This window comes from Mesorhizobium sp. M0698 (assembly GCF_040320455.1).
Lineage (GTDB): Bacteria > Pseudomonadota > Alphaproteobacteria > Rhizobiales > Rhizobiaceae > Mesorhizobium.
Genome location: NZ_JAMYPQ010000022.1, coordinates 63,597 through 69,917, shown reverse-complemented (window position 1 = coordinate 69,917; position 6,321 = coordinate 63,597). Strand labels below are relative to the sequence as shown.

The 6,321-nt window shown below is 64.9% G+C and carries 5 protein-coding genes and 2 pseudogenes; 2 read left to right on the top strand and 5 right to left on the bottom strand.

Annotated elements, in window-relative coordinates; all coding sequences use genetic code 11:
• Positions 1–136: 136 nt before the first annotated feature.
• The 5 genes and pseudogenes from cybH to NKI16_RS29150 form a co-directional block, all read right to left on the bottom strand.
• Positions 137–845: pseudogene (gene cybH, locus NKI16_RS29170) on the bottom strand (Ni/Fe-hydrogenase, b-type cytochrome subunit).
• A 9-nt stretch (positions 846–854) separates the two neighbouring features.
• Positions 855–1,214: a HupE/UreJ family protein gene (locus NKI16_RS29165; protein ID WP_352924055.1), complete on the bottom strand. Its 360-nt coding sequence runs from the start codon at positions 1,212–1,214 to the stop codon at positions 855–857.
• Positions 1,211–1,435 carry a HupE/UreJ family protein gene (locus tag NKI16_RS29160; RefSeq protein WP_051406206.1) on the bottom strand — a complete coding sequence of 75 codons (225 nt, stop codon included), beginning with the start codon at positions 1,433–1,435 and terminating at the stop codon, positions 1,211–1,213. Before NKI16_RS29160 ends, NKI16_RS29165 begins: the two co-directional genes overlap by 4 nt.
• 13 nt (positions 1,436–1,448) lie before the next feature.
• Entirely contained in the window at positions 1,449–3,245 is a 1,797-nt protein-coding gene (locus NKI16_RS29155) for a nickel-dependent hydrogenase large subunit (protein ID WP_023679114.1), read from the bottom strand.
• Positions 3,245–4,323 (bottom strand): annotated as a pseudogene (locus NKI16_RS29150) (hydrogenase small subunit). Before NKI16_RS29150 ends, NKI16_RS29155 begins: the two are co-directional and overlap by 1 nt.
• A gap of 1,006 nt (positions 4,324–5,329) precedes the next feature.
• Between NKI16_RS29150 and NKI16_RS29145 the strand changes: the two are divergent.
• Positions 5,330–5,614 carry a type II toxin-antitoxin system TacA family antitoxin gene (locus tag NKI16_RS29145; protein ID WP_023679116.1) on the top strand — a complete coding sequence of 95 codons (285 nt, stop codon included), beginning with the start codon at positions 5,330–5,332 and terminating at the stop codon, positions 5,612–5,614.
• Positions 5,615–6,124, top strand: a complete 510-nt coding sequence (locus NKI16_RS29140; RefSeq protein WP_023679117.1) for a GNAT family N-acetyltransferase — start codon at positions 5,615–5,617, stop codon at positions 6,122–6,124.
• Positions 6,125–6,321 lie beyond the last annotated feature (197 nt).

Genomic DNA, 6,321 nt, shown 5'->3' with positions numbered 1-6,321 from the left:
CCCCCCCTCCTATACCTACCACCCCCCCCCCCCCGCCCTCGGCGCCTCGCGGCCTGGGGGGCGGCGTGTGCGTCGCCCCCCCCCCCCCCCCCCCCCCCCCCCCCCCCCCCCCCCGGCAGGTGAGGTCGCGAAAGTCCTAGTGGGAATCACGAGGCGCGCCGTTGCCGCGAAAGGTCCGCCAGCCGGAGAACATCGAGGAGATGATCGACTGCTTCGACATGATGTCCTCGCGCACCGCGGCATAGATATGGATGATCACGAAGCAGATGATCACCCACATGCCGAGATGGTGCCAGGTATGCACGTCCTGACTCTGACCGAGAAGTGGGATGACCCAGCTCGAGAACAGGTCGTACTGCCAGGACCCCATGCCGGCCCCCTCGCCGTAGAGCGCCAGTCCGGTCACGATCATGAAGATGGTGAACCAGACGAACAGGAAGTGCATGGCGAGCGTCGCGAGCGGGTTGTGCCCGGAACACTTCATGCTCGCTCACCAGCATGGCGTACCAGAGCACCTCGTGCCAGAGCTCCTTCCAGAACCGTCCGTTCCAGACAGGCGGGAGGAATATCTGCCGGGAATGCTCGTTGCCGGCGAAGACCCAGTAGATGCGGAATGCGAAGCCGACGATCAGGACATAGCCCGCAACGAAATGCAGGTAGCGTATCCAGCCGAAGAGGAAACTGGAACTCGCCTCGCCGCCAACCGCCGGCGGCGGCGAGCCGATCAGGTAGCCGGTGCCGGCAAGCATGAGGATGGCGAAGGCATTGACCCAGTGCCAGAGGCGCAGCGGCGCCTCGTAGACATAGACCCCTTCTTCGCCATGCGGAGTTTGGCTCGCGCTCATGGCCGCCCCCTAGCCGCCGAACACGAGCGTAGCGCCCGAGCCGGCAATGACCATGCCGAGCCCGGCGCGCGCCCAAGGCGACGACGCGAGCCTGAGGCCGATGCCGGTGCCGGTGCCGGCCAGATGCAGCGCCGCGGTCGAGAGCGTGAAGCCGGCAATATAGGCAAGTGCCGCGCCGGTCGTCTCGCTCGCATGGGCATGGCCATGGAAGAGGGCGAAGAACCCGGCAAGGCCGATGCCGAGCATGCCGGGAAGGCCGGCACCGGCGACGATCATGATGCCGAGAGCAAGCACGGATAGCGCGATCATGCCTTCGACCGCTGGCAGGCGGATGCCGGCAAAGGCCAACGCCGCACCCGTCATCATCATCGCCACGAAGGTTGCTGGGCCACCAGGACCCGCGACGGCATGGCCACCGCCGACCAGACCCCGACCGCCGCCATGGCGAGAAGGTGGTCGAGTCCCATCAGCGGATGGGCGATGCCGGCGGCGAACCCGTCGGCATGCCCTGCGCCGACATGGGCGAGCGCCGGGCTGGCAAGGACCGCGAGCGAAGCTGCGGCGCCAAGTTTCAGGATAGCGTGTCTCATTTCGATTCCTCCCCTAGCGCACTTTGACATTGGCAAGTTCCTGTCCGTCCGGACCCATGACATGGGTCGAACAGGCAAGGCACGGATCGAAGCTGTGGATCGTCCGCAGGATCTCGACCGGCTCCTCCGGCCGCTCCACCTTGGTCTCCATCAGCGACGCTTCGAAGGCGCCGATATTGCCGGCATGGTCGCGTGGCGAGCCGTTCCAGGTGGTCGGCACGACGCATTGGTAGTTTTCGATCCGGCCGTTCTTGATGCGTATCCAGTGGCCCAACGCCCCGCGCGGCGCTTCGGTGAAGCCGACCCCCTTGACTTCGGCGGGCCAGGACTTCGGATCCCATTTCTGGGTATTGGCCGTCGAGCTGTCTCCAGCCTTGATGGTGGCGATCAGCTTGTCCATGAAGTAGACCTGCTTGCGGGCCGCCCACTGTGCTTCCAGCGCGCGCGCAGCGGTGCGGCCGAGCGTCGAGAACAGCCCCGTCAGCGGTACGCCGAGTGCCCGCAGCGTCGAGTCGACCTGCTCCTTGATCTCCTCGTGGCCCTGGACGTAGCCGACGACATAGCGGGCGAGCGGCCCTACCTCCATCGCATGGCCGCGCCAGCGCGGCGCCTTGATCCAGGAATATTTCGCGCTCTCGTCGATTTCGCGGATGTCGGTGCGCGTGCCCTTGGCATTCGGCCCGAGCTGATAGTTCGGCTCCGTGATACCATCCCATGGATGCAGGCCCTTCGCCTCGTCCGGGTATTTGTACCAAGAGTGGGGCACAAACTCCTGGATCTGCTCGGGATCGCGCACGTCAACGGGCAGCACCTCTTTGAGGTTGCCATCGATGATCGCGCCCTGGGGCATCATCAGGTTGGCTGCCGAATAGTCGTTGGCTTTGTCGGGGATGTCGCCATAGGCAAGAACGCTCTTGCCCGACAGCCCGCCGCCATAGAGCCAGCCCTTGTAGAGACTGCCGATCGCGATGATGTCGGGGATGTAGACGTTGTCGACGAAGGCGATGGCGCGCTCGATGACGCTGCGGACGTAGTTCAGCCGCTCCATGTTGATCGGCGCGCCGGCCGCCATCTCACCGTCGATGTTGATCGCACAAGGCACGCCCCCCACCAGCCAGTTGGGATGGATGTCCTTGCCGCCGAAGATCGTGCGCGTCGTCATGATCTCCTTCTGGAAGTCAAGCGCTTCCAGATAGTGCGTCACCGCCATCAGATTGGCCTCCGGCGGCAGCAGATAGGCCGGGTTGGTCCAGTAGCCGTTCTTGAACGGCCCGAGCTGGCCGCTCTCGACGAACTTCTTCAGCCGGTTCTGGATGTCACGGAAATAGCCCGGCGAGGACATCGGGTGGCTCGGCGAAACCGCCTGCTGCAGCTCCGACGTCGCCTTCGGGTCGGCTCTCAATGCGTTAACCGGATTGACCCAGTCGAGCGCGTGCAGGTGGTAGAAGTGGACCAGATGATCGTGCACCTGCAACGAGAGCTGCATGATGTTGCGGATCGAATTGGCGTTCTCCGGGATTATGATGCCCAGTGCGTCCTCGACCGCACGCACCGAGGTGAGCGCGTGCGTGCCGGTGCACACGCCGCAGATGCGCTGGGTGAAGGCCCAGGCGTCGCGCGGGTCGCGGCCCTTGAGGATGACCTCGAGCCCGCGCCACATGGTGCCGGTCGAGACCGCGTTGCGGATGATGTTGTTCTCGTCGATGTTCACCTCGCAGCGCATATGGCCTTCGATCCGCGTGACCGGATCGACGACCACGCGCTGGCCGGAGGTGTCGAGATTGAAGCCGTTCGGCGTCTGGATGACCATCACTTGTTCCCTCCCTTTTCGCGCATCCGCTTGACCACGCTCGCCGCCGCATGCGCGGCCGCGGCGGCGCCGATGAGGGTCGCGGCCGTCGTGCCGATCCTGTCGGCGCATCGGCCTCGATGCCGAAGCCGTGGACGCGGGTCAGGCGGCTGTAGAAATCGCCCTTGTCCCAGAAGCCGTCCTCGGAGCAGCCGATGCAGGGATGGCCGGCCTGGATCGGGAAGGAGAGGCCGCCGTTCCAGCCCACCGTCGAGCAGGCGTTGTAAGTGGTCGGTCCCTTGCAGCCGACCTTGTAGAGGCAATAGCCCTTGCGCGCGCCCTCGTCATCGAAGGACTCGACGAACTGGCCGGCGTCGAAATGCGGGCGCCGATAGCATTTGTCGTGGATGCGCTGGCTGTAGAACATCTTCGGCCGGCCCTGCCGGTCGAGCTCTGGGAATTTTTCAAAGGTCAGGATGTAGGTGATGACGGCCGTCATCACTTCTGGGATCGGCGGGCAGCCGGGAACCTTGATGATCGGCTTGTCCGGCAGGCCCGGAACCTTATGGACGGGCGTGGCCCGCGTCGGGTTCGGCCGCGCGGCCTGCACGCAGCCCCAGGAGGCGCAGGAGCCCCAGGAGATGATCGCCTTGGCGTTGGAGGCGGCATGGTTGAGCTGGTCGACGAAGGGCTTGCCGCCGATGATGCAGAACATGCCGTCCTCGTTGAGCGGCGCATTGCCTTCGACCGCGAGGATGTAGTTGCCCTTGTACTGTTCGACGACCTCGTCGACGATCGCCTCGGCCTGATGGCCGGCGGCCGCCATGAGCGTGTCGTCATAATCGAGTGAAAGCATCGACAGCACGACGTCCTTGGCGAGCGGGTGCGCCGAGCGGATGAAGCTTTCGGAGCAGCAAGTGCATTCAAGCCCGTGCAGCCACAGCACCGGAATGCGCGGCTTGGACTCCATCGCGTAAGCTATTTTCGGCGCAAAGGCCGGTCCAAGGCCGAGGGAAGCCGCCGTCAGGCTGCAGAATTTCAGGAAACTTCGGCGGGTGATCCCCTGTCGGCGCATGACCTCGTAGAATGTTTGTTGCATCAGGCCTTCCTCCACAGGCGGCGGCGTCTCCTGGTGCCGCGGACATGCGAAGGCGGAGCAAGTCCGATGCCAGAGTTAAAAAGCCGAATAAATTCAAAACTCAGATGCTCTTCGAGGCGTTGACTTGTTCCGGTCGCCGGCAAAGGAGTGGAAACCGGGCTGGCAGATTTCGAACAAAGTTTCCGCGATGCGGCGAGACGAGCGAAGAGGCCTGGCGGCGGGTGCCGACGGGATTTCGGCGGGCCTCGACCGACCTCGCCCAGAGCCACGCGCGGCTTGTCAGGACGGCCGAGCAGATCGCGCTTGGCCTGCGCGGCTACAGCAGACTGGGAATCGCGGGATTTGCACCATCTACTCGTCGCCGCTTGCGTTGAAACCGCTGTTGTCGGGTTTGTCGCATCCGCGACACGGTGATGTTCGGCCGCGCGCCGCCGCACTCGCAGCTAAGCCGTTGAATAAAATGCAGACTGGTTTGTCTGAGGCTGCACGTGCCGCGGTCGTGACCGGTCTTTCATTGCGTGAGGCCGAACGTGCGATTGCAGCTCCTGCCGCCGCGCAAAGAGAGGTTCAAGATTTGTGCCAACTGCGCTTGGCCGGCAGGTGGCATAGAGCGGCGCCTGAGAATGAAAGTGCCGGCCGCCCAGCCTTCATAGCCGTTCCTCCTTTGTGGCGTGACGGCCCGAAAGTCGCCATCGCGTCAGATGTTCATCAGGGTTCGGCATAGCCGGGGCTCGTCCGGCGACAGTCATGGCAGCGACTTCGCTTCTGGAGCCGCTCATCCGGCCGATAAGAACACATGCGCGTCCTAAGCCGTAATTGATCCGCCGGAGCTGACCAAAGCCACCTTGCTCTGGGTTGCGGCAATGGCGATTGCAGGCGAGAAGCCGAGAAGAACCGATGCCGCGAGGAGTCCTGAGGCCATCCGTCCACGAGACGTCACCAGGGAACGAAGTATTGCGTTCCGCGTTACACTACCGTATATACGTCCGCAGCACAGGAGCGCGCCATGGCCACCACAGCCACCAGGAAGGAAACACCCGTCTCGATGCGGTTTCGCGACGATGATCTCACCATCATCGACCGCGGCGCGGAGCTGCTCGGCCTGTCGCGCACGGAGTTCATGCGGCGCGCCGCGCTGCACGAGGCGCAGACGGCCATCCTCAACGAAACCGTCATCCGCGTGTCCCCGGAAGCTTATGACGCCTTCATGCAGGCGATCTCAGCCCCCGCCGCTGCGCCCCCGCCGAAGGCGGCCGAGCGGCTGCGTCGGTCCCCGCCCTGGGACCGCTAGGTGGCGCTTTCAGGCATCGAACTCCTCGACGACGCGCACCGCCTCGACAGCTTCGATTGCGGCAAGCCGGCGCTGAACGCTTGGCTGGCCGGCTTCGCGCGAACGAACCAGGTCCGCGGCTTTACCCGGGTCCTGGTCGTTCACGATGAGGGAACAGTCGTCGGCTATTACGGCCTCGCGCCGGGCGTGATCCAGCCAAACAGCGCACCGCGCGCCATCCGCACCGGACGCCCGCCCGATCCGATCCCCTGCCTGTTGATTGGACAACTCGCCGTCGACCATCGCTATGCCGGACAAGGCATCGGCAGCGGCCTGGTCAAGGACGCGCTGCATCGCTGCGTCGCCGGCGCCGACATCGTCGGCGGCCGCGCAGTGGTGGTGCGGGCGATCGACGCCGAGGCCGAGCGCTACTGGCAGAGCTGGGGCTTCATTCCCGCGCGGGACAATCCGTCGGTGCTCATGCGCTCGATCCAGGACGTGGGCCTCTGGCTGGCCGACAAAGGCCACTAGCTCCACGCGCGTAGCGCCTCCCGTAGCGGCAGCGTCCGGGCGCGCCGGCCTGCAGCCGGATGACGATCCCTCACGCAGGGCCAGAGGGAGACGGCGGTCAGAGCGAGGAAGCTAGCAATAATCTGGGCGACTGGGCTGCCTACCAGGTCCCGTCTCGTGAAGGCGCTAGAGGATACTGGATCCAGCCGCCAAAGACC